The sequence below is a fragment of the Paludibacterium flexuosum genome (assembly GCF_037076605.1).
GTDB lineage: Bacteria > Pseudomonadota > Gammaproteobacteria > Burkholderiales > Chromobacteriaceae > Paludibacterium.
The window spans coordinates 3,220,337-3,240,749 of sequence record NZ_AP029060.1; the positions used below are offsets into that span (position 1 = coordinate 3,220,337).

The following is a 20,413-nucleotide window of genomic DNA, read 5'->3' on the forward strand; positions in this document are numbered from 1 at the left end:
GGCGGGGGAAGAGGAGGGCAGTGAAGCGGGGCCGGTGACCGCGACGGGTACCGGCCGGTACAAGCATCAGGCGGTGGTATTGATCTGCGAGCCGGTCAACTGGCCACTGGTGTTGACCGTCGGGGCCTGAATCTTGCCGCCCCCGTCATCTCCGTCACCATCACTGCGGGCTTCCTTGCCATTGACCTTGGGCTCGGCGGCCTCGCGCGTCGCACTGGTTGCCGGGGTATAGACCTGGCTATTGCCAGAAGAAACGGGGCTGATCGACATCATGGACTCCTTGTTCGGCGATGCGCCGGTCTGTAAGAGAAGAGCTCAGTAAACTGATCTCACTTCTTCTATCGGCACGGCAGCGGTTGAGTTTAGGGTTTTTTGCTAAAAAACACAAAAAAATCAATATATTAAGCCAATATTAAGGTCGAATGGCCATGGGCGGTGCCTGTTGCTTGCATTGTAGTCGTCATACAGGATTTTGCTGCCAGGCAAGGGGAAGGGTGCCTTTCCTGCGCCGGAAAAATTCCGAAGGATGGCTGCTGCGCGGTATCATGCACCATTGTCTTCGAATGCATTGATTTCATGGATACCCTGCAAGCCCTGCAAACCCTCGCCAACGATCCCGATTTCCGCCTGTTGCGCCGCGTGCCGGAAAGCCTGCCGCCCGTTGCGGAAGCCGAAGGGGATACCGGTCTGGCGCTGATCATCGATACCGAAACCACCGGCATGGACAAACAGCGGGACCTGGTCATCGAGGTTGGCATGCTGCTGGTGCGTTATCGCCGCGATACCGGCGAGTGGCTGGCGATCGAGGGACACTATGACGGCCTCGAAGACCCGGAGCAGCCGCTGTCGCGCGTGGTGCAGACCGTCACCGGTTTGCGCGATGCCGATCTGGCCGGCCAGCAAATGGATGACGAGCGCGTCAATGCGCTGGCCAGTCAGGCCGATCTGGTCATCGCCCACAATGCTGCCTTTGACCGCCCCTTCCTCGAACGACGCTGGCCGGTGTTCCGCGACAAAGCCTTTGCCTGCTCGGTGAACGAAATCGACTGGATGGAGGCGGGTTTCACCAGTGCCAAGCTGGAGCTGCTGGTCTACCACTGTGGCTATTTCTACGACAGCCACCGTGCTCTGAATGACTGCTGGGCTCTGCTGTTCATGCTCGGGCAGGTGCTGGAACCGCGCGGCGAAACCGCGCTGGCCGCCCTGCTGCAAAGCGCGGACAAACCGTCGTTTCTGCTGAACCTGCAAGTGCGCTTCGACGACAAGGACAAGCTCAAGGCCGTCGGCGGGTTTCAGTGGCAGGACGGCAGCGATGCCCGCTACCTGCCCAAGAGCTGGTTGCGCCGCTGCAAGGACAAAGTCGAACTGCGCGCGGTGCTGGACCAGATCCATGCCGCGGTGTTCGGCGGCAAGTCCTTTCCCTGTCAGATCGGCAAACTGACTGCGTGCGAACGTTATGCGGCAGATTCGCCGAATATTCGCATGAAAAGCTATGAATTCCCCGCGCCGGGAGCTTGATCCAGGCCAAATGCCGAACCCATGCGGCAGTCTATATTGAAGCGATTGACCGGCCTGCGGGCTGCTGTCCTAAGGCCGTGAAATGCCGGTGCCTTTGATGACCTGCATTTCCGGATCGCTGACAATCTTTTCGATCTTGAAGATGTCACTGGCCAGCCATTCGCTGGTCAGGGTGCGATACCGGTCCATGTCGGCGCATTGAATGCGCACGACATAGTCGAACTGACCACTGACCAGCCAGCAATCCAGGACTTCGTCGCGCTGCCGCACTTCCGCCTCGAAGGCCTGCTGTGCCGAGCGGCCGCTCTGGCTGGAAAACGCGATCTTGGCGTGCAGGGTCACGCCCAGCGGGTGGACGTCTTCGTCGATGATGGCCGTGTAGCCACGGATAATGCCGGCCTGCTCCAGCCGGCGTACCCGCTCCTGGCAGGGGCGGGGGGTCAGGTAAACGATTTCCGACAGGCGCTGGTAAGTGATGCGCCCGTCCTGACGCAGGACCTCGAGGATTTTGCGATCAATGCGGTCGAGCTGGCTGATGGCAAGTTTCTTGTCGTCCCGTTTCATGGCAAAAGCCCCGGAGAGTACTGTGTTTAAAGGTTTGCAGCGGAATCCGCTGTCGTGCTGTCGAATATAACAGAAACCGCTGTCAGCCAACAGGAATTACAGCCGGAATTGTTAGGCAAATGCTCGCAAAATGAGCCCCATTCTCACCCGCCTGATTTCATCACGAGGTCATGTCATGCAAACCACGAAACACATCCTGATGGTCCGTCCGACCAACTTCACCAGCAACCCGGATACCATGGGCAGCAACACCTTCCAGCACGCCGATATGACGGCCGAAGAAGGCCAGGCCGCTGCCGTACGCGAGTTCGACGAATACGTCGCGCTGCTGCGTGAAGCCGGTGTCGATGTCATGGTGATTCAGGATCGCCAGACGCCGCACACCCCGGACTCGATTTTCCCGAACAACTGGATCACCACCCATGATGACGGCACGGTCATCCTGTACCCGATGGAAGCCCTGAACCGCCGCCTGGAACGTCGTCGCGACATTCTGGAATGTATTGGCGAACGCTTCGATATTTCCTCGGTCATGGACTTCAGCTCCTACGAATCGAAAGAGTACTTCCTGGAAGGGACCGGCTCGATGGTGCTGGACCGGGAAAACTACATCGCCTATGTCTGCCGCTCCTCGCGCAGCCATGAAATGGTCGAAGGGGCATTTGCCAAGGTCATGGGCTACAGCACCGTCTGGTTCACTGCCGTCGACAAGTCCAACATGCCGATCTATCACACCAACGTGATGATGCATGTGGGCAGCAAGATGGCCGTGGTGTGCCTGGAATCCATCCTCAGCCCGTACGAACGCAAGGCCGTTGTGCAGTCGCTGGAAAAGAGCGGCAAGGAAATCGTCGACATCACCCTGGATCAGGTCGAGCACTTCGCCGGCAACTGTATCGAGCTCAAGGGCCACAAGGATCAGCCGATCCTGGCGCTGTCCCGTCAGGCATGGGGGTCGCTCAGCAAGGGCCAGCAGGAACAGATCCTGAAGTATGTGACCCCGGTGCAGGCCCCGGTCGATACCATCGAACGACTCGGTGGTGGCGGTGCACGCTGCATGGTGGCGGAAATCCATCTGCCGCTGCGTACCCCGAGCCAGGCCATCGTGTTGCCGGAAACCCATACCCGTCAGGACGATTCGCCCTACCTGTCCTGATCGGCTTGCAAGACGCAGGGAGAGAGAAAGCAAAACCGCCGCGACAACCTGTCGCGGCGGTTTTTTCATGCGTGGTGCAGACAGGGCTTACTGCGCGTTGTCGGCGATAACGACCGGGAAGCGGTCGGCACGCAGGCCGTACAGAATGTAACCGGCCAGCATCACCAGCGCACCCCAGAACACCGCATCGGTACCGGCGGCATAGATGCCGTACAGGCTATACAGCAGCGCGACCATCACGATCACCATATTGCGCAGGTAAATCCCCGACGCCACGGCGTTTTTCTTCATGATGGCCGACAGGGCCGTCAGCGACAGGATATAGGGCACCACATTGGTGAACACCGCCAGATTGACCAGCACGTTGAACTGCTGGTTCAGGCTCGGCGAAATGGTCATCAGCGAGATCACGGTCTGTGCGGCCGTGACGATCACCATGCCCTTGACCGGCGCGCCCTTGCTGTTGACGGCGCTGAATATCTTGGCAAACACCCCCTGATCGGCGGCCGCCTTGGAAACCTGACCGATCGTGAATTGCCAGCCCAGGAGCGAACCGGTGCAGGCAACCACGGCCAGCAGGCTCACCAGGCTACCCAGTGCCGGCGAGAACAGCATGCTGAACGCCAGACCGAACGGTGCCGAGGACGTGGCCAGTTCATGGTTCGGCACGATACCCTGCATGGCGGTCGTCGACAGAATATAGATCACTGCCGCTACCCCGGTACCGGCCATCACGGCGATCGGTACATTCTTCTTGGGGTTTTCCACCGCGTCCGAGTTGGCGCAGGCCGACTCCATGCCGAGGAAGGCCCACAGGGTCAGGGCAATACTGGAGGAAATGGCTTCGCCGAACGGCTTGTGCTGCACGTTCCAGGCGCTGGTAAACAGATGCGGGTCAAACCAGAACCAACCAAAAATCGCCAGTGTCGCCACCGGGATGATCACCCCCCACACCGTGACGCCACTGATCCGGCCGGTAATGCGCGGGCCGCCAAAGTTGGCGATGGCGGTGATCCACAGCAGTGCGATGACACCGATGCAGGTATTCACCGGCGAGGCCGACAACCATGGAACGAAGGGGGAGAGGTAGCCAATGGCCGTGATGGCGATGGCCACGTTGGCGATGGCCAGCGAGAGGTAGTAGGTGTACGAGGCCATGAAGAAGGCCGACTTGCCGTGAGCCTCTTCCGCATAGGCCGACATGCCGCCCGAACGGCTGACGAAGAAGCCGCACTGTGCGAACGAGTAGGCCAGCGCCATCGAGCCCAGCGCCGTGACGACCCAGGACAGCAGCGAAATGGTCCCGACCTTGGCCAGGCTGGCTGGCAGCATGATGATGCCGGAACCCATCATATTGACGGCAACGATAATGGTCAGACCGACCACCCCCATTTTGGTACTTTTGGCAGAACTGGAAGACATGATGATCCCGAATCAATGTTTAAAAAATTTGCGCGTGCTTTGAAACTTGCGCCACAGGGCGCGGGTAGTGCTGAAGGTATGTGCCAATTCACTGCTTCCTGGTTGGCGGTTGGAACATGACGGTTCAATGACGATGTCATTGACGCTGGGCAAGCCAGAGACAGGGACGGAACCGTCGCTTTTTCAATCACATTTCAGAAATCGACAGACGTGTCACCCGCGGTGACACGGCAGGGTGTGCCCGGGGGCACCCGTTTTGACCTGGACCGCCAAGGCCGTCAGCCTGCAGTCCAGCAGAAATCACGTCATACAACCGAATCAGCGTGGGGTAGTCTGACTGGGCCGAAGAGGGTACGTATGCCGGAGATCATGCTCCGGGGATGACAAAACGTCGGACTCGCACAAGGAGTCGAAAAAAGCGGAAGGCCTGATCATTCCAGGCGGTGAAACATCCGAATCAGGTATTCGGCATAATTGTTATATTCGAAAATAATTCTATAGTAACGAGCTCTGGGCAGGCAAGGCAGCCCATTGATCCAGATCAACCCTTTTCCGGGTTGGCTGATTGCCCGTAAATTCCAATGGAATATGACTTGGGTATTTATTCTTGCGCTCACTGCCCGAGGGATCAGGGAGAGACGCAGCGCCTCAGTATTTGTATGGCTTGGCGCCGGGACTCGGTTTGACCCTGTGGCGTAAACCTGTCTAAATGGCCGTTTTTTCGAAATGGTTAATTAAGCGTCATTTTGCGACTTGTTATCATTCAAATATGCGAATGATTCTTGCTAAATGACATGAAATATTTTGTCTTGGACTTCCGGCAAAATGACTGTTTACAATAGCTTTCACTTGGCCATTTTGGCGTGATGGCGATTTTGCTACGGTATTTAAAAATCAGGGTGTTTTCATGAGTTCAGAAATGACGGTCCGGCCGGCGCAGGATCAGGACGTACAGCGGCAGCAGGTCGCTCATCGCAGCACCATGGTCAGCGTCCTGACGAATGTGGTGCTGACGGTGGGGCAGGTGATGGCCGGTTTTCTTTCCGGCTCGCAGGGCCTGATTGCCGATGGTATCCACTCCTTGTCCGATCTGCTGGCCGACTTCGTGGTGCTGCTGGCCAATCGCCACAGTCAGAAAGCCGCCGATGAAGACCACCAGTATGGCCACCTGCGCTACGAGACCGCCGCATCCCTGGTGCTGGGCGTGCTGCTGCTGGTGGTGGGCGTCGGCATGGTCTGGAACGGTGCGCACAAGGTGCTGGATCCGCAACTGATCGTGCAGGTGCATGGCCTGGCACTGTGGGTGGCGCTGTTCGCCCTGGTGGCCAAGGAAATTCTGTTCCGCTACATGCTGCGCGCTGCACGAAGCGTGGGTTCCAGCATGCTGGAAGCCAATGCCTGGCATGCCCGCTCCGATGCCGCCTCCTCACTGGTGGTGGCCATCGGCATTGGCGGCAACCTGCTGGGTTTCCATCTGCTCGATCCGCTGGCCGCCCTGGTGGTCGGCGTCATGGTCGGCCGCATGGGCTGGACCTTTGCCTGGAATGCCATGCACGACCTGATGGACCGGGCCGCCAGTGACGAACAGATCCGACAACTCAACGACTGCCTGCTCAGCACGCCGGGCGTGCAGGGGCTGCATGATTTGCGCACCCGCATGATGGGCGATCGCATCGTGGTGGACGTGCATCTGGAGGTGGATGGTGACCTGACAGTGCGCCAAGGCCATGCCATTGCCGTGGCCGCCCGCAACAAGGTCCTGACCGCCCTGCCGGTGCTCTATGTCACCACCCACCTTGACCCCGCCGGCGAAGAAGACGAGGACGGCGACTGAGTCCTCCTCCCGGGGGCGGTCGGCAAACCGCCCCTAGACCGACACATCCACCTGACTGATCAGGCCTGCCTGACCTTGTTCGGTCAGGTAGACGCCGCTGCGGCGCACCTCCCCCTGAGACTGATTGTCGCTATCGCGCAAGCTGAACGGCGTGTCGATGCTGGGCAGCAGAATGGCGCCGATCTGCAGGGACGACAGTGATGCCAGTTGTGCTTTACCCTGGCTGTCCATGCCGGTCCAGACTTTAAGATCGGCAAACACCGGATCACTGCTGTCGATGACCTGATCATGATTACTGTCCTGGCGGGCCAGATCGGCGAAGCCGTTGCCACTTTGCGGGCCAAACAGCTGTCGGCCATCGGTCATCTTGCCATCGTGATTCTTGTCCCAGACCAGCCAGCCGCCCTGGCTGGCAAAAGGCAGGTCGACCAGTTGGCCATTGGCCTGCAAGTCGAATTTCACGCTGGCACCACTGAACCGGGTTTCATCCCGGGGCAGCGTGATCATCAGTGGGTCGATGCTGCCATGGGCATTCAGCCGGCGCACGCTCTCGCTTGTCTGCTCAAATGAACGCTGCAGGCTGCTGTTCAACTGAAAAGCAAACACCTGCCCGTCTGCGGTGGTGATGCTGCCATTCGCCTGAAAGCTACTCTGCTCCTGCTCCTGCGTGTGTTGCCGGGTGATCAGCCAGCCGCTTTGCTCGCGGTTGGCTGGCGTGGTGTTCGGCGCGGCCGGCGTGGTCGTCGCCTCGGCGTTATCGGTGGACGGATCAGGCTGCAGCTTGCCGTGATAGAGCGAGAAGTGTACCCCCATGACCTTTTCCAGAATCATCTTCGCCAGGTTCAGCAAGGGCGGGATGCTGCTGTCGTCGGCCATCTCCTGTGCCGAGCCCGCTGTCGACGAGGTTGCCGCCGGTGATGCCGTACTGGCGGTGCTGATCTGACTGCGCTGGGTGCTCGCACCGGTTTGCCACGCGGATTCAACAGATAACTCGGGTGAAGGGCCTGCCGACAGGCGGGTGAGGGTGCTGGATTGCCTGGACATCTGGCTATGTTGTGCCGCCATGTCCAATGAGAACGAACGAATCTGCATGACGATCTCCAAAAAAACCCAACGGATCAACCTGCTTTCGACAGAGACCCGTCTCATTCCCTTGCCTTGTTCGGGACAAAAAAAACGATCGCCAGACTGCACGATCGCCGATGGAGGCTGTGGATGGACTCTTCGTCTCTATTTCGATGCCGGATTTGCCCGGCATCGAATCATGCCTCGTTGCTTGCCAGATCCTTCGCCTGTGTGGCGGTGGTGTCTGCCTGAGCTTGTGTCTGGGCAGCGGTCTGGGTAGTCACGTCCTGGTGTTTGCCCTGGCCATGCTTGTGATGACGATGAGCGGGCTGCAGCAAGGCGCTGATCTGCTGCTGTGCCTGACGCTTCGTTTTCCCGTCCTGTTGCTCTGGTGTCAGGATCAGGCTGGCCAGCGCGCTGTTGATCTGCTGGCCGATCGAGGCCAGCGTCGGGGCGCTGCTGGTTGCTGAGCCTTCGTCCTTGTCCTTGCCCTTGTCCTTGCCTTGCGTCGCAGACTGCAGCGTCGGTTGCGGATAGCTCAGGCTGGCACCGCTGAACAGACCGGCCATGGCGCCCAGCTGCAGGCTTTGCATGCCGCCACTATTCTGGCTGGCATTGCCCGGGCCAAATGTACCGGACTGGCTGCTGCTGATGGCGACATCCACTTCCAGATCGACCTGCAGGGAAAACTGGTAGCGCTGACCACTCGCCGTGGTCAGCTGACCACTGGCCGCGAAACTGAAATGCTGGCTCTCCGCCACCGACACCTGACTGAGATAGCTGCCCGAGGCGCCTTGCGACACGGCACTGCCCAGCAGGCCGTTCATCATCGATTGATTCTGGGCAGACAGGTTGTTGAACAGCGACAGGGCATCGCTTTCGACCGAGCGGCCCATATTGCTCAGGGCGCTCAACAGGCTGTCCTGGTTGCCGCCACTCTTGGCAGACTGGCTGGCGTCATCGCCCTGCAGGGCCGACAAAATGGAAGACGTCAGCTGATCCAGCGAGCTGTCCGGGCCACGCTGGCTGGTGTCCGAGCCTGCCGTACTCCCGCTGACCGCATCGGGTTTACCGGTGGCGGCCACCGTGTTCATCGACACGCCCAGCACCTGCTGCAGAATGCTTTGCATCACCCCCAGCAGCGAGCTCATCGGATCGGTTGCGTCGCTGGTGCGACTGCCCGCCAGTGCCCCCGGGCTCAGACTGATCTGGTCCGACACTGAGCCTGGCCTGCTCTGGCTGCTGTTGACTGCCTGCAACTGAAACTGCGTCTGGGCCATGAGCGACTCGCTAAAGCCGTAAGCCGCGGTGTTGTTCTGGGTCTGATGAGAAATCTGCATGGCCACACTCCTGATGCTGTCGAGCTTTTATCGACGGATTGACGGCTTTCTTTATGCCTGTCGCTGGCATCTTTATCGGCCGTCGGGACCATGAATTGACAATGGCATGAATTGATCCTGTAATGAGCCCACTACAACAAGGAGAACACCATGCTTGCTGCCTCTGCTGCCCAGGCCCAGAGCCTGCTGCGCGATACCAGCCACTTCCAATGGGGCATCCTGCCGGTCTTCCTGCTGGTGCTCTATGTCTATAACGAGCAAATTGCCGAGCGGCGCTGGTCTGTGGTGCTGGCCGGCATCGCCTTCTGGCTGATGGACTGGGTCAACGAGATCTGGAACGGCCTGATTGCCCACTTCTCCGGCTTTGCCCCGGTGTGGGGGACGCCCAATGGCTCGTCATCCCTGGTGCTGCTGATCGGCCTGAACCTGGAAATTTCGCTGATGTTCGCCGTGATGGGACTGATGGCCGTACGCATGCTGCCGCCGCAGCGCGAGCTGAAAATCCTCGGCGTGCCCAACCGGCTGCTGCTGGCGGTGGTCAACTCGATCCTGTGCGTCCTGGTCGAGTGCTGGCTCAACCACATCGGGGTGCTGACCTGGGCGTGGTCCGGCTGGGGGCTGCATGCCCCCTGGCTGATTTTCCTCATCGGCTACCTGCCGTTCTTCCTGGTGGCCTACTGGGTGCACGACATGCCATCGCGCATTCGCCAGATCAAAGTCGTGGCCGGACTCGCCGGCGGCGTGGTCAGTGCGCTGCTGATCTTCGGTTTTCTCGGCTGGATCTGACGCCGGGGGCTTATAATGGCGCCCATCAAGTTACAGGATGGCTTTATGGGCACCAAAGCTGCCACCACGCTTCACCCTCGCAACCGTCACCAGGGCCGCTATGATCTGGCCGCCCTGGTTGAGCTGAATCCGGCGCTGGCGCCGTTTGTGCAGGCCAATCCGGCCGGCGAGGCTACCATCGATTTTGCCGATCCGCAGGCAGTGCGCCTGCTCAATGCGGCCCTGCTGCAACAGCATTACGGCATCCGTTTCTGGGATCTGCCCGCCGGCTATCTGTGTCCGCCCATCCCGGGCCGCGCCGATTATCTGCACTACCTGGCCGACTTGCTGGCTGAAGATCATGGCGGCGAGGTGCCGCGAGGCGGATCCGTGCGGGTGCTGGATGTCGGCGTGGGCGCCAACTGCATTTATCCGCTGATTGGTCAGGCTGAGTATGGCTGGCGCTTTGTCGGCAGCGACATCGATCCTCAGGCGCTGGAAACGGCCCGGGTGATCGTCGGTGCCAATGGGCTGGGCAAGCAGATCGAGCTGCGCCTGCAGCCTGACCCGCAGGCCATCTTTCAGCAGGTGGTCAAGGCGCGCGACCAGTTCGACCTGGTTCTGTGTAACCCGCCTTTCCATGCCTCGGCCGAGGAGGCGCGCGCCGGTTCGGCCCGCAAGTGGCGCAATCTGGGCCGAACCCAGCCCGGCGCCCCGCTGCTGAACTTCGGCGGTCAGAGCAATGAGCTGTGGTGCCCGGGCGGCGAGGCCGGCTTCCTGCTGCGCATGGTGGCCGAGAGTCGCGAGCTGGCCGGACAGTGCCACTGGTTCAGCAGCCTGGTCTCGCGCGCCGAGACATTGAATGCCCTGCGTCCGGCTCTGCGCCGTGCTGGCGCGGTTGATGTCCGCACCGTGGCCATGGCCCAGGGGCAGAAACAAAGCCGCTTCATCGCCTGGCGCTTCGCCCGCGAAGCCGAGCCGCCTCAGGCCTGATCAGGCCTTTGTGCCCTGACGCTTTTTCGGCGTCACCGCCGGCTCGCCTTTCTGCAGATGGGTCAGCCGGCGGCGAATTTCGTCGGTATCCATCCAGATATCTTCGCCATGCAGAATGCGGCCAATTTCCTCATCCGCGAGGAAGGGGCGGCAGACGTGGCGCATGACCTTCTCGAACCATTTGCTGACCGCGCCGACCTGCGCCTGTTGCTCATTGCCCTTGCCGATCAGGGCGGACGAATAGTTGTGGAACATCAGCTGGCAGGTGTCATGGACGATCAGCTCGTCGCCGGCGAGAAAAATCAGCGCGGCCATCGAATAGGCCCGTGCTTCCAGTACCGTCATGACATGGGCGTCACTGGCGGCGATGTTGTTGATGATTTGCAGCCCGGTATCGAAATTGCCGCCCGGGCTGTTGAGATGCAGCAGGATCAGATCCGTCTGGCTGGCACTGCGCAGGGTATAGAGCAGATCGGTGTAGTGAATCGGATCACCGATCTCGCCCGACAGGTAGAACGAAATCTGGCGGGCAATGCCCTGGCTTTCATAGCGCTTGAACAGTGGCAGCACCTCCGGCGCCAGATCCTCATCGTCGGGTTTGCTGTCGTTGGGCACGATCTGGATGTTTCGGCTGCGGCGCATGATGTTGTCCTCCTGACTTCAGCATAGGCCGCAGCGCATCGCTTTGCCTCAGCGGGCCGGGCGCACGCTCACCCCGTCCACCCCATCCTCCAGCACATAGCCGAGCGCACCCAGTTCGTCACGCAGCGCATCCGCCCGGGTCCAGTCCCTGGCCTGGCGTGCCGCCTGGCGAGCCTCTGCCAGCGCCAGAATCTCTGCCGGGATCGCCTGTTCGACCGGTTGCCACCGATCGAGCGCCAGACCCAGCACCTGATCACAGTGGCGCAAGGTGGCTTTCTTGTCCGCATCGCTGTCGGACTGCTTCAGCAGCCCCCATACCAGGGCCAGCGCGCGCGGCAGATTCAGATCCTGATTGATCTCGGCGGTGAAGGCCTCGACGAATGCCGGCAGCAGCTTGCCGCCCTCAGGCCAACCTGCATACGTACTGCGCAGACGGTTCAGCGCCTGCTGTGCGCCCTCCAGCGAGTCCCAGCTGAAATTGAGCTGCTTGCGGTAATGGGCGGTCAGGCTCAGATAGCGATAGGCCAGCGGGTCGTAGCCGCGATCCAGCAAGGTCTGCAGACGCAGGAAGTCGCCGCTGGACTTGGACATCTTGGCCTCATCCAGTTGCAGGAAAGCGCCATGCAGCCAGAAGTTGGCGGCACGGGTGCCATGGCAGGCCTGGCTCTGCGCGATCTCGTTGCTGTGATGCACCGCCACGTGATCCTCGCCGCCACAGTGAATGTCGAACCAGGGCGACAGGTACTTGGCCGACATGGCCGAGCACTCGATGTGCCAGCCAGGAAAGCCGCGCCCCCAGGGGCTGTCCCACTCCATCTGGCGCTGGCTGTCGCGCGGGCTGAACTTCCACAGAGCGAAATCGGTCGGCTGACGCTTCTGCCCCAGCTCGACCCGGATACCGGCCTGCAGCCCTTCGCGTTTCAGCCGGGCCAGATAGCCGTAGTCATCCTGGCGTGCGGTATCGAAGTAAATGCCGTCGTCGGTGCGGTAGGTATAGCCCTTGTCTTCCAGGATGCGGATGAAGTCGATCTGCTCCGGGATATGCTCGGTGGCGCGGCACCACAGGGTGGGGGGCAGCATGTTCAGCGCCTGCATGTCCTGCCGGAAGGCCTCGGTAAAACGCTCGGCCAGCACCCAGGCCGACTCGCCGCCGGCCCGCTGGCTACCCTTTTCCATCTTGTCCTCACCCTCATCCGCATCCGACACCAGATGCCCGACATCGGTAATGTTGACCACATGGCGTACGGTATGCCCGTTGAACTGCAGCACGCGGCGCAGCGTGTCCTCGAACAGATAGGTGCGCAGATTGCCGATATGGGCATAGTCGTACACCGTCGGGCCACAGCAGTACAGGCCGACGCCCTCCGCACGCAAGGGTTCGAAGGGGCGCAGGGCGCGTTGCCAGGTATCGTACAAATGCAGCTGCATGCGGTTCTCCAAAAGAAAAAGCCGCCGGTTGCAATAACACGGCGGCCCTGGGGGTGCTGAACGGATGCGTTAGACGCACGACCTCCCTGGCCGTGTCGGACAACACGGTTGCGGGCGCAGGGTCAGGTTCAGCAGGTTCAGTTTCATGATTTCGATACTATCGGTGTCGCCAGCGACGGTCAACCGTCACCTGGTCTCGTCCTCGAGATCATCATGGTGCAGGTTTTCCTCGATGATGACGTTGATCACCGCCAGCGAGATCGCCAGCGGCAGACCCAGCATCCAGGCGAAATACCACATGTGCGTCTCCTTTCAGTAAGCCGATTTCGAGTTCTTGCGGACCTGCTCGACCGTTACCGGGCCACGCATCACGCGATAGCACCAGCTGGTGTACAGCACGATCAGCGGGGTAAAGATCAGCGCGGCCCAAAACATCACCGACAGCGTCAGATGGCTGGAGGTGGCATCCCAGGCGGTCAGGCTGGCATTCGGGTTCAGGCTGGACGGCATCAGGAACGGGAACATGCTCACCCCGGCGGTGCCGATCACGCCGGCCTGGGTCAGGCTGGAGGCGATGAAGGCCAGACCGCCGCGCCCGGCGCGCGCCAGTGCCGAACCGACCAGCGCCGACAGCACCCCCACGGCCGGTACCAGCCACAGCAGCGGCCAGTGATGATAATTGGCCAGCCAGCCGCCGGCATGCAGCGTCACCACCTTGGCCAGCGGATTGGACTCGGCCGAGGGCAGGGCACCGGCGATGATCTGGTAGCCGGGCAACTGGCTGACCCAGACCCCGGCCCCGACGAACAGCAGGGCACACAGCAGACCGGCCAGATGCGCGGCGCGGCGTGCGCGCAGCTGCGGGGCACCGACGGTCTTGATCATCAGGAAGGTCGCCCCCTGGAAGGTGATCATGGCGCTGGACACCAGGCCGCACAGCAGCGGGAACGGTGTCAGCAGGGCCCAGAACGAACCGGTATAGTCGGCCCGCAGGGTGTCGTCGAAGGTGAACGGCACGCCCAGCAACAGATTGCCGAAGGCTACGCCGAAGATCACCGGCGGGATGGCGCCGCTGATGAACAGCGCCACATCCCAGAAACGACGCCAGCTGGCCTGGGGCAGCTTGCTGCGATAGTCGAAGCCGACCGGACGCAGGAACAGGGTCCACAGTACGGCCAGCATGGCCCAGTAAAAACCGGAGAATGCCGTGGCATAGATGAACGGCCAGGCGGCAAACAGGGCACCGCCCCCGGTGATGAACCACACCTGATTGCCATCCCAGTGCGGCCCGACCGTGTTGAGCAGCACCCGGCGTTCGTCGTCGTCGCGTGCCACCCACAGCAACAGGGTGCCGACGCCCAGGTCATGACCATCCATCACGGCAAAACCGATCAGCAGCACGCCGACCAGCAGCCACCAGATAAAGCGCAGGGTTTCATAGTCGAGCATCACTTGGCTTCCTTGACTTGTTCATCGTGGTAACGACCGGTGCCCAGGCTGGCCGGGCCAAGGCGGGCATACTTGATCATCAGCAGCAGCTCGGCGATCAGCAAACCGGTATACAACACCACAAAGCCGATCAGCGAGCCGGCGACCGAGGCCACGCTCAGCGTCGAGGTCGACAGGTGCGTCGGCAGCAGACCGTAAATGGTCCAGGGCTGCCGGCCGTACTCGGCGACAAACCAGCCCAGCTCGCAGGCAATCCACGGCATCGGAATCCACAGCAGCGCCCAGCGCAGCAACCATGTCTTCTGCGCGAAGGTGTTCTTCAGCGAGAACAGCAGGGCGGCGGAGAACAGCAGCAGGAAGCTCATGCCCAGACCAACCATCAGCCTGAAGCTCCAGAACAGCGGTGCCACCCTGGGAATGGTGCTCCAGGCGGCCTGATCAATGATGGCCGGCGTTGCCTGGCGCACATCGGCGACATATTTCTTCAGCAGCAGGCCGAAGCCGAGATTGGCCTGATGCTGCTCGAAGGCGGCACGCAAGGCCGGGTCATCCGGCGCCTTGCGCAGCGCTTCCAGTGCGATCACCGCCTGCTGACCATCGACAATGCGCTCGCGATTCTTGGCCACGATCTGGTTGATGCCCGGAATCTCCTTGGTGGTCGAGCGGGTGCCGATCAGCCCCATGACATAGGGAATCTGCAGCTCATAGTGATTGGTGCGCGCCTGCTGGTCCGGCAGGGCAAACACGGTCAGCCCGGCCGGTGCCGGTTCGGTATTCCAGATCGCCTCAATGGCGGCCATCTTGGTCTGCTGCGACTCACTGACCGTATAGCCGGATTCGTCGCCCAGCACGATCACCGACAGGGCGGCGGCAAAACCGAAGGCTGCGGCGATGCGGAAACTGCGGCGGGCAAAGGCGATGTCACGACCGCGCAGCAGATACCAGCTGGAAATCCCCAGCACGAAACAGGCGGCGGTGACATAGCCGGCGCTGACGGTATGCACGAACTTGGCCTGGGCCGTCGGGTTGAAAATGATGTCCCAGAAGCTCGACAGCTCCATGCGCATGGTGCGGTAGTTGAAATGCGCACCGACCGGGTCCTGCATCCAGCCGTTGGCGATCAGGATCCACAGCGCCGACAGGTTCGAGCCGATGGCCATCAGCATGGTCACCATCAGGTGCTTGGCGCGCGACAGCCGCTCCCAGCCAAAGAAGAACAAGCCGATGAAGGTCGATTCGAGGAAGAAGGCCATCAGGCCCTCGATGGCCAGCGGCGCGCCGAAAATATCGCCGACATAGTGCGAGTAGTAGGCCCAGTTGGTGCCGAACTGAAACTCCATGGTGATGCCGGTGGTGACACCCAGCGCGAAGTTGATGCCGAACAGCTTGCCCCAGAAGCGGGTCATGTCCTGATAGATCTGCTTGCGGGTGATCACATAGACCGACTCCATGATCACCAGCATCATGCTCAGTCCCAGCGTCAGCGGCACAAACAGGAAGTGATACAGCGCGGTGACCGCGAACTGTAATCGTGAAAGATCAACCAATGTTTCTGTCATGGGTGCTCCTTGGAGCCGTTTTCTGCCGCAGCTGGCGCCGCCAGCAGGCGGCTGGCCACCGCCTGGTCGCTGATCGGCGGTCGGTCGGAAAACCAGATCATCCTGATGGTGAGAATCAATACGATCTTGATCACCAGCACGGCGATGATCTCTCGGCGGTAACGGCTCATCATGGCTTTTGTTTTTGAGTGGAAAATCCGGACGGAGTGGGCCATCTGGAAAGCGGCATGGATTCAGCCAACCCGCTGTGCAGAGGACCCCCTTGTCATGATAGGGGGTGGGGGTATCGCTGGGGATGCGACAAATGGTCGCAGGGGAGGGGGCGGCGGCGATGCGCCGCCGGGCAAAGAGCGGTCAGAGCAAGCCCTGCGTCCACTGGCGATAGACGCCAGGCGTGACCCCGAGTGCCTGCTGGAAATGACGCGTCAGGTGACTGGCATGGGTGAAACCACTCTGATTGGCGACCACGCTCAGCGGCAGATCGCCCCGGGCCAGCGCCTTGCGCGCCCGCGCCAGCCGGCGGCGCATGATCCAGCGGTGCGGCGCTTCGCCGACTGAGACGCGGAACATGCGGGCGAAGTGGTATTCCGACAGGGCCAGCTCATTGGCCAGCTCGCCGATCGACAAGTCGCTGTCCAGCCGGGCTTCGATCAGGTCCAGCGCACGCCGGCGCTGGCTCGGAGCCAGTCCGCCACGGATGCGCAGCTTGCGCGGCTGATCGCTGTAGTTCAGCAACAGATGCGCCAGCATCTCGTGGCCGATGGCATTGGCCTCGAGCCGGCTGGCATTGTCCTGCCAGGTGAGGGTGGCCAGCTGGCGCCCCAGCGTCGCCAGACGGCCATCATCGACATAAATCCGCTCGCTCAGACTCAGGGTGCGCGGTTCGCGGTCCAGCATGCGGATCGCCAGATCCCCGAACTGCGCCTGGCTGAAATAAAAGTGAATGAACCGGATGCGGCCGTTGATGCGCCAGAACGATTCATGTTCGGCCGGCAGCAGGCACAGCTTGCCCGGGCCGCCGCGCTGCTCCGGGCGGCCGTACAGATGCACGTCGTAGCCATCTTCCAGATACAGCGACAGGGTATGGTGTGCAGGCCGGTCATAATGGGTATCTTCCAGCTGCTCGCGCAGCCATAGCGCCGCGCGCAGATCATCGCCCAGCAAACCCTCACGCTCCAGATCGGCACGTGAATGGCTGAGGACTTCATACACCGGGCTGGCCGGTCGCGGGTGGTGGATCAGATTCTCCATGCCGTCAGTGTAGCGTCGGACAGGTGCTTTGCGCGTTCATTTTATTGATTCATCAATCAAAAGCGCAGGATTGTGCAATACCCGGCTCCGGCCCGGCGCCATGCTGAAAAAAAGGAGCCGACCATGAATGCCTTTCTGTATCTGTTGACTGTCCTGATCTGGGGCACCACCTGGATTGCCATCAAATGGGAGCTGGGATCCACGCCGATTCCGGTCTCGATCGCCGTGCGCTTTGCCATGGCGGCGCTGGTGCTGTTTGCCATCCTGGCCTGGAAGAAGCGCCTGGCGCCGCCACGAGGACCGGCGCTGAAGCTGGTACTGGCGCAAGGCGTGCTGCTGTTTTGCTGCAACTTCCTCTGCTTCTACAACGCCACGCGCTGGATTCCCAGCGGCCTGGTCGCCGTGGTGTTCTCCATGGCCACCCTGTGGAATGCCCTGAATGCGCGGATCTTCTTCAAACAGCGCATTGCCCCGCAGGTCGTGCTCGGCGGTGCCATCGGCCTGACCGGCATCACCGTCCTGTCCTGGGAGCAACTGGCCGGCGCGTCCTTCTCCTGGTCGAGTCTGCTGGGACTGGGGCTGGCCCTGCTGGGTACGCTGTGCTTTTCCTTCGGCAATCTGCTCTCCAGCCGCCTGCAGTCCCTCGGCCATACCCCGCTGCAAACCAATGCCTGGGCCATGCTGACCGGTACCCTGGTACTGATCGTCGGCTGCCTGCTGGCCGGGGTGCCGTTCCAGCTGGAAAGTGACCCGCGCTACTGGGGCGCGATGCTGTACCTGGCCGTGCCGGGATCGGTGATTGGCTTCACCGCCTACCTGATGCTGGTCGGACGCCTGGGCGCTGCGCGCGCCGCCTACTGTACCGTGCTGTTCCCCATTGTGGCGCTGAATGTTTCCGCCCTGCTGGAAGGCTATCGCTGGACGCCGGCCGCCCTGACCGGCGTGGTGCTGGTCCTGCTGGGGAACGTGCTGGTGTTCCGCAAGCCGGCGGCGCGGGTGGTGCTCAGCGAGGCTCAGCGCGCCCAGGCGAGCTGAGGCCAGTGACGCTCGGCCGCCACGGCGGCCAGTCGGGCATCCGGATTCACCACATGCGCCTGACTGACCGCCTCCAGCAGCGGCACATCATTGATCGAGTCACTGTAACCATGACTGTTGGCCAGCGTTTCGCCTTGTTCGGCCAGCCAGTCGTGCAGCCGGCTGACCTTGCCATGCTGATAAGTCAGCGTGCCGCGGGTGCGGCCGGTATAGCATCCCTCGCGGGTTTCCAGCTGGATCGCCAGCGCGTCATCGACCCCGAGCGCCCGGGCAATCGGCTGCACAATGTGGTCGCCGGTGGCCGAGATGATCACGATGCGGCGCCCGACGGCACGATAGTCGGCCAGGGCCGCCAGCGCCTGCGGGAAGAGGCGCGGCAGGATGCGCTGCTGGATATAGTCGGCTGTCCACGTGGCCACCTCCTGCACTGATTTGCCCTGCAAGGGCTGCATGGTGAACAGCATGTAGTCCTCCATGCCCAGCTGGCCGGCACGATAGTCGGCCATCATCGCCGCTTCGCGTGCCAGCATGTCCGCTGCGGCCAGTCCCGCATCGACCAGATATTGCAGAAACATCGACGAGCTGTCGCCGTCGACCAGGGTATCGTCCAGATCAAAAATCGCGAGAGACATCAGGCAAGCAACTCCGGGCAGTGAGGTTTGGTGTGAGAGAGACCGAGCAGATCGGCCGCGATGCCGCACAGCGCGGTCTGCGTGACCGACACATCGGGGCGGTGGCTGAACGCCCGGCCCAGCACGAACAACGGCACGTCGCGTTCTTCCGGCAGATTGCCGCCGTGCGTGTGATCGTTGTTCATGCCGTGATCGCTGGTGACGAGGATCTGATACCCCTCGGCCAGCCAGGCGGGCAGCAGGTCAGACAGCAACTGGTCAAAGCACCGCGCCGCATTGCGATACTGCGCCGAGTCCAGACCGAAACGATGGCCGGCATCATCGACATTCATCGGATGAATCAGCAGAAAGTCCGGGTCATGCCGGCAGCGCAGGGCTTCGGCATCCAGCAGCAGATGCTCATCCGGATAGTCATCGCTGTGATAGAACATGCCGTACTGAATCGGCAGGCCTGCATCCTGGGTATGGCGGTCGCGGCGGGCGAGATAGGGCGTACGGTTATACAGCTCGCTGATCCAGTGGTACGCCGCCGCTGCGGTGACCAGCCCGGCATCGCGAGCCAGATGAAAAATGCTCTGCTGGTTCGACAGCCGCTGGATGCCGTTGTGGACAATACCACTCTGCACCGGGGTACTGCCGGTCAGGATGCATTCATACAGGGGCCGGGACAGCGAGGGCAGGGCACTGCAGAGGCGATACATCGTTGCCTGGCGTGCTTCGCACAGCCCCAGCAGATAGCCCATGCCATGGCTGGCCACTTGCCAGGCCAGGCCGTCGATCAAAACCAGGATCACTTTTTGGCGCATGAGATCTTCCGTCTGCGGAAACTTTGACTATTGGACTAGGTCAGAAGGTGTCGGCCGATCATAGCCAGCCATGATGACAAAAATATGACTTCAGCCGCCGTTATCCGGGGCATTCATGGCGGCATATCGACGATCATCAATTTGCAATCTTGCCCGAGTACAGTGAAAACATTTGTTTTCTCTGGATTTTGCGATCCAGGATCGATTGTGGACTAGTCCAAATGAGCCAAGTGCCCCGTTCCCAAGCAGCAACCATCCGCGAGTCCCTGGCGGCCCAGATTGACAGCGGCCTGCTGCCGCTGGGCAGCAAGCTGCCTTCCGAGCGCGAGTTGTCCGAACTGTTTTCCACTACCCGCATCACCATCAAGGATGCCCTGCTGGCCCTGGAGGCCGAGGGACGCATCTATCGCGAGGACCGCCGGGGCTGGTTTGTTTCCCCGCCGCGACTGATCTACAACCCGCAGTATCGCTCGCACTTCCATGATATGGTGACGCGCCAGCAGCGCCAGGTGGAAACCCGCGTCCTGTCGGCCTCGACCGTGCTGGCCACGCCGGCCCTGAGCCAGGAACTGTCGCTCGGGCCGCTGGCCCAGCTCTTGCAGATCCGCCGCACCCGCAGCATTGATGGCCGGGTAGTGATGTATGTCGAGCACCATCTCAAGCCCGAGTTCTTTCCCGGCATCCTGCAACAGGACCTGTCACAGTCGCTGACCCTGATCTACCAGCAGCGCTACGACATCCGCTATGGCCGCTCGCGTTTCGACATTTTTCCCAGTGCCGCACGCGGCGAAGTGGCACAAGCCTTGACGCTGGCCGAAGGGAGTCCGATCCTGCTGGTATTTCGCATCAACTATGACCAGCATGGCCGCATCATCGACTGTGATCACGAGTACTGGCGACACGACGCCATCCGCATCACCGTGGACAGCCATGTCGCGGCCGGAGAGTAAAACC

At 61.3% G+C, this 20,413-nt stretch carries 21 protein-coding genes; 7 read left to right on the forward strand and 14 right to left on the reverse strand.

The genetic code is table 11. The features are described from left to right. Positions 1 to 66: 66 nt before the first annotated feature. A complete protein-coding gene (locus AACH39_RS15310; RefSeq protein ID WP_215777910.1) occupies positions 67 to 270 on the reverse strand; it encodes a hypothetical protein in 204 nt (67 codons plus the stop codon). A gap of 306 nt (positions 271 to 576) precedes the next feature. Here AACH39_RS15310 and AACH39_RS15315 point away from each other — a divergent pair, with 306 nt between their 5' ends. Continuing rightward, entirely contained in the window at positions 577 to 1,518 is a 942-nt protein-coding gene (locus AACH39_RS15315) for a 3'-5' exonuclease (RefSeq protein ID WP_215777908.1), read from the forward strand. A gap of 69 nt (positions 1,519 to 1,587) precedes the next feature. On the opposite strand, the gene AACH39_RS15320 is transcribed toward AACH39_RS15315, so the two are convergent. After that, positions 1,588 to 2,082, reverse strand: coding sequence for an Lrp/AsnC family transcriptional regulator (locus tag AACH39_RS15320; protein WP_215777906.1), 495 nt, complete (start codon positions 2,080 to 2,082; stop codon positions 1,588 to 1,590). Between the two features lie 175 nt (positions 2,083 to 2,257). On the opposite strand from AACH39_RS15320, the gene AACH39_RS15325 reads away from it, so the two are divergent. Beyond that, complete coding sequence (locus AACH39_RS15325) at positions 2,258 to 3,238, forward strand: arginine deiminase-related protein (protein WP_215777903.1); 981 nt, start codon at positions 2,258 to 2,260, stop codon at positions 3,236 to 3,238. 87 nt (positions 3,239 to 3,325) lie between these two features. Here AACH39_RS15325 and potE read toward each other — a convergent pair whose 3' ends face one another. After that, positions 3,326 to 4,660, reverse strand: a complete 1,335-nt coding sequence (gene potE / locus AACH39_RS15330; RefSeq protein WP_215777901.1) for a putrescine-ornithine antiporter — start codon at positions 4,658 to 4,660, stop codon at positions 3,326 to 3,328. Positions 4,661 to 5,567: 907 nt separating this feature from the next. Here potE and AACH39_RS15335 point away from each other — a divergent pair. Further along, complete coding sequence (locus AACH39_RS15335; protein ID WP_215777899.1) at positions 5,568 to 6,494, forward strand: cation diffusion facilitator family transporter; 927 nt, start codon at positions 5,568 to 5,570, stop codon at positions 6,492 to 6,494. 33 nt (positions 6,495 to 6,527) lie between these two features. Here the strand turns inward: AACH39_RS15335 and AACH39_RS15340 are convergent, their stop codons facing one another. Both AACH39_RS15340 and AACH39_RS15345 read right to left on the reverse strand, forming a co-directional pair. After that, positions 6,528 to 7,586 carry a hypothetical protein gene (locus tag AACH39_RS15340; RefSeq protein WP_338620518.1) on the reverse strand — a complete coding sequence of 353 codons (1,059 nt, stop codon included), beginning with the start codon at positions 7,584 to 7,586 and terminating at the stop codon, positions 6,528 to 6,530. Between the two features lie 170 nt (positions 7,587 to 7,756). Then, positions 7,757 to 8,899 carry a hypothetical protein gene (locus AACH39_RS15345; protein ID WP_338620519.1) on the reverse strand — a complete coding sequence of 381 codons (1,143 nt, stop codon included), beginning with the start codon at positions 8,897 to 8,899 and terminating at the stop codon, positions 7,757 to 7,759. Between the two features lie 150 nt (positions 8,900 to 9,049). Here AACH39_RS15345 and AACH39_RS15350 point away from each other — a divergent pair, with 150 nt between their 5' ends. Next, positions 9,050 to 9,685 carry a hypothetical protein gene (locus AACH39_RS15350; protein ID WP_215777892.1) on the forward strand — a complete coding sequence of 212 codons (636 nt, stop codon included), beginning with the start codon at positions 9,050 to 9,052 and terminating at the stop codon, positions 9,683 to 9,685. A gap of 45 nt (positions 9,686 to 9,730) precedes the next feature. Continuing rightward, positions 9,731 to 10,657 carry a 23S rRNA (adenine(1618)-N(6))-methyltransferase RlmF gene (rlmF, locus tag AACH39_RS15355; protein WP_215777890.1) on the forward strand — a complete coding sequence of 309 codons (927 nt, stop codon included), beginning with the start codon at positions 9,731 to 9,733 and terminating at the stop codon, positions 10,655 to 10,657. Here rlmF and AACH39_RS15360 read toward each other — a convergent pair whose 3' ends face one another. The 7 genes from AACH39_RS15360 to AACH39_RS15390 all read right to left on the reverse strand — a co-directional run bounded on the left by AACH39_RS15360 (position 10,658) and on the right by AACH39_RS15390 (position 16,986). Then, positions 10,658 to 11,299 (reverse strand): Clp protease ClpP, encoded by a 642-nt coding sequence (locus tag AACH39_RS15360; RefSeq protein ID WP_215777888.1) that lies wholly within the window; start codon positions 11,297 to 11,299, stop codon positions 10,658 to 10,660. It abuts the gene before it with no gap. Positions 11,300 to 11,347: 48 nt separating this feature from the next. Next, positions 11,348 to 12,727: a cysteine--tRNA ligase gene (gene cysS, locus AACH39_RS15365; RefSeq protein ID WP_338620520.1), complete on the reverse strand. Its 1,380-nt coding sequence runs from the start codon at positions 12,725 to 12,727 to the stop codon at positions 11,348 to 11,350. A 186-nt stretch (positions 12,728 to 12,913) separates the two neighbouring features. After that, entirely contained in the window at positions 12,914 to 13,027 is a 114-nt protein-coding gene (gene cydX, locus AACH39_RS15370; RefSeq protein WP_215777883.1) for a cytochrome bd-I oxidase subunit CydX, read from the reverse strand. A gap of 12 nt (positions 13,028 to 13,039) precedes the next feature. Continuing rightward, complete coding sequence (gene cydB / locus AACH39_RS15375) at positions 13,040 to 14,176, reverse strand: cytochrome d ubiquinol oxidase subunit II (protein ID WP_215777881.1); 1,137 nt, start codon at positions 14,174 to 14,176, stop codon at positions 13,040 to 13,042. Beyond that, on the reverse strand, positions 14,176 to 15,735 hold the full coding sequence (locus tag AACH39_RS15380; protein ID WP_215777879.1) for a cytochrome ubiquinol oxidase subunit I: 1,560 nt from the start codon (positions 15,733 to 15,735) through the stop codon (positions 14,176 to 14,178). The genes cydB and AACH39_RS15380 overlap by 1 nt, the downstream gene beginning before the upstream one ends. Then, positions 15,732 to 15,908, reverse strand: coding sequence for a cytochrome oxidase putative small subunit CydP (gene cydP / locus AACH39_RS15385; RefSeq protein WP_215777877.1), 177 nt, complete (start codon positions 15,906 to 15,908; stop codon positions 15,732 to 15,734). Before cydP ends, AACH39_RS15380 begins: the two co-directional genes overlap by 4 nt. 181 nt (positions 15,909 to 16,089) lie before the next feature. Continuing rightward, entirely contained in the window at positions 16,090 to 16,986 is an 897-nt protein-coding gene (locus AACH39_RS15390) for an AraC family transcriptional regulator (protein WP_215777875.1), read from the reverse strand. Between the two features lie 123 nt (positions 16,987 to 17,109). Between AACH39_RS15390 and AACH39_RS15395 the strand changes: the two genes are divergently transcribed. Continuing rightward, positions 17,110 to 18,021, forward strand: coding sequence for an EamA family transporter (locus AACH39_RS15395; RefSeq protein WP_215777873.1), 912 nt, complete (start codon positions 17,110 to 17,112; stop codon positions 18,019 to 18,021). Here the strand turns inward: AACH39_RS15395 and AACH39_RS15400 are convergent. After that, positions 18,000 to 18,653, reverse strand: coding sequence for an HAD family hydrolase (locus AACH39_RS15400; protein ID WP_338620521.1), 654 nt, complete (start codon positions 18,651 to 18,653; stop codon positions 18,000 to 18,002). The two genes, AACH39_RS15395 and AACH39_RS15400, sit on opposite strands and share 22 nt — an antisense overlap. Then, on the reverse strand, positions 18,653 to 19,459 hold the full coding sequence (locus AACH39_RS15405; protein WP_215777871.1) for an alkaline phosphatase family protein: 807 nt from the start codon (positions 19,457 to 19,459) through the stop codon (positions 18,653 to 18,655). The genes AACH39_RS15400 and AACH39_RS15405 overlap by 1 nt, the downstream gene beginning before the upstream one ends. Before the next feature lie 221 nt (positions 19,460 to 19,680). Between AACH39_RS15405 and AACH39_RS15410 the strand changes: the two genes are divergently transcribed. Then, complete coding sequence (locus AACH39_RS15410) at positions 19,681 to 20,409, forward strand: UTRA domain-containing protein (RefSeq protein WP_338620522.1); 729 nt, start codon at positions 19,681 to 19,683, stop codon at positions 20,407 to 20,409. Positions 20,410 to 20,413 lie beyond the last annotated feature (4 nt).

Coding starts and splice junctions, on each gene's coding strand:
- AACH39_RS15310 (WP_215777910.1), bottom strand. CDS start 270: ATGTCGATCAGCCCCGTTTCTTCTGGCAATAGCCAGGTCTATACCCCG.
- AACH39_RS15315 (WP_215777908.1), top strand. CDS start 577: ATGGATACCCTGCAAGCCCTGCAAACCCTCGCCAACGATCCCGATTTC.
- AACH39_RS15320 (WP_215777906.1), bottom strand. CDS start 2,082: ATGAAACGGGACGACAAGAAACTTGCCATCAGCCAGCTCGACCGCATT.
- AACH39_RS15325 (WP_215777903.1), top strand. CDS start 2,258: ATGCAAACCACGAAACACATCCTGATGGTCCGTCCGACCAACTTCACC.
- potE (WP_215777901.1), bottom strand. CDS start 4,660: ATGTCTTCCAGTTCTGCCAAAAGTACCAAAATGGGGGTGGTCGGTCTG.
- AACH39_RS15335 (WP_215777899.1), top strand. CDS start 5,568: ATGAGTTCAGAAATGACGGTCCGGCCGGCGCAGGATCAGGACGTACAG.
- AACH39_RS15340 (WP_338620518.1), bottom strand. CDS start 7,586: ATGCAGATTCGTTCGTTCTCATTGGACATGGCGGCACAACATAGCCAG.
- AACH39_RS15345 (WP_338620519.1), bottom strand. CDS start 8,899: ATGCAGATTTCTCATCAGACCCAGAACAACACCGCGGCTTACGGCTTT.
- AACH39_RS15350 (WP_215777892.1), top strand. CDS start 9,050: ATGCTTGCTGCCTCTGCTGCCCAGGCCCAGAGCCTGCTGCGCGATACC.
- rlmF (WP_215777890.1), top strand. CDS start 9,731: ATGGGCACCAAAGCTGCCACCACGCTTCACCCTCGCAACCGTCACCAG.
- AACH39_RS15360 (WP_215777888.1), bottom strand. CDS start 11,299: ATGCGCCGCAGCCGAAACATCCAGATCGTGCCCAACGACAGCAAACCC.
- cysS (WP_338620520.1), bottom strand. CDS start 12,727: ATGCAGCTGCATTTGTACGATACCTGGCAACGCGCCCTGCGCCCCTTC.
- cydX (WP_215777883.1), bottom strand. CDS start 13,027: ATGTGGTATTTCGCCTGGATGCTGGGTCTGCCGCTGGCGATCTCGCTG.
- cydB (WP_215777881.1), bottom strand. CDS start 14,176: ATGCTCGACTATGAAACCCTGCGCTTTATCTGGTGGCTGCTGGTCGGC.
- AACH39_RS15380 (WP_215777879.1), bottom strand. CDS start 15,735: ATGACAGAAACATTGGTTGATCTTTCACGATTACAGTTCGCGGTCACC.
- cydP (WP_215777877.1), bottom strand. CDS start 15,908: ATGATGAGCCGTTACCGCCGAGAGATCATCGCCGTGCTGGTGATCAAG.
- AACH39_RS15390 (WP_215777875.1), bottom strand. CDS start 16,986: ATGGAGAATCTGATCCACCACCCGCGACCGGCCAGCCCGGTGTATGAA.
- AACH39_RS15395 (WP_215777873.1), top strand. CDS start 17,110: ATGAATGCCTTTCTGTATCTGTTGACTGTCCTGATCTGGGGCACCACC.
- AACH39_RS15400 (WP_338620521.1), bottom strand. CDS start 18,653: ATGTCTCTCGCGATTTTTGATCTGGACGATACCCTGGTCGACGGCGAC.
- AACH39_RS15405 (WP_215777871.1), bottom strand. CDS start 19,459: ATGCGCCAAAAAGTGATCCTGGTTTTGATCGACGGCCTGGCCTGGCAA.
- AACH39_RS15410 (WP_338620522.1), top strand. CDS start 19,681: ATGAGCCAAGTGCCCCGTTCCCAAGCAGCAACCATCCGCGAGTCCCTG.